General features: G+C 33.7%; 1 pseudogene. It reads right to left on the bottom strand.

Going from position 1 to position 646, the window contains the following annotated elements:
• Window positions 1–646 (bottom strand): annotated as a pseudogene (locus tag QZ114_RS08190) (hypothetical protein); the annotation flags it as partial.

Below are 646 nucleotides of genomic sequence, written 5' to 3'. Positions count from 1 at the left end.
AACTGGTAGGTTATATTGTATACGTGGACTTTGTGGATTTACCCCAACTCGTTTATTGTTGCCAGAAAATATTTGAATCTTATAAGCAACAACATCTTTCCCCAATTGAATATCTCCTGTTGAGAAGTAACCTCCTTTACCTAGTTTATCCTGATCACCATCAATTGCTTTTGTAATTTCTTCTGATAATTTTTCATCTGAAATCACATTATCACGTCTAACTTTTTCTTTTTCAACAAAGTAGTTCGTGAAGTTTTGAAGACCATCCGACTGTTTCGCAGCAAGCTCATTAGTACGATATTTTTCATAGTCATCTTGCTTCATTTCAGTTAGTGGAGGTTGCTCTGTTGCTTCCATGTGTGAACCAAGGATTTTTGCTTCTTTACTACCGTTTCTTGCTTCCTTGTAAGTATATGAGTTTGTAGATCCAATGGCTGATTTTAAGGCAGAGATTTCTTTATTAAGTTCAGTTTTTTTGGTTTCATCAGCAGTTTCTAATTCTGCTTGTTTAACTTTTAACTTCGCTTCAAGCTCTGCACGATGAATCTTCACTTTTTCTGGATCTGTTTCTAATTCTAATTGATCTGTATCTGCATGATAGATAATTTTTTTCGCAGTTGGTAAGATAAAATTTAATAATTTATAC

The sequence above is a fragment of the uncultured Streptococcus sp. genome (genome assembly GCF_901875575.1).
Lineage (GTDB): Bacteria > Bacillota > Bacilli > Lactobacillales > Streptococcaceae > Streptococcus.
This window is presented reverse-complemented; position numbering and strand designations above follow the sequence as displayed.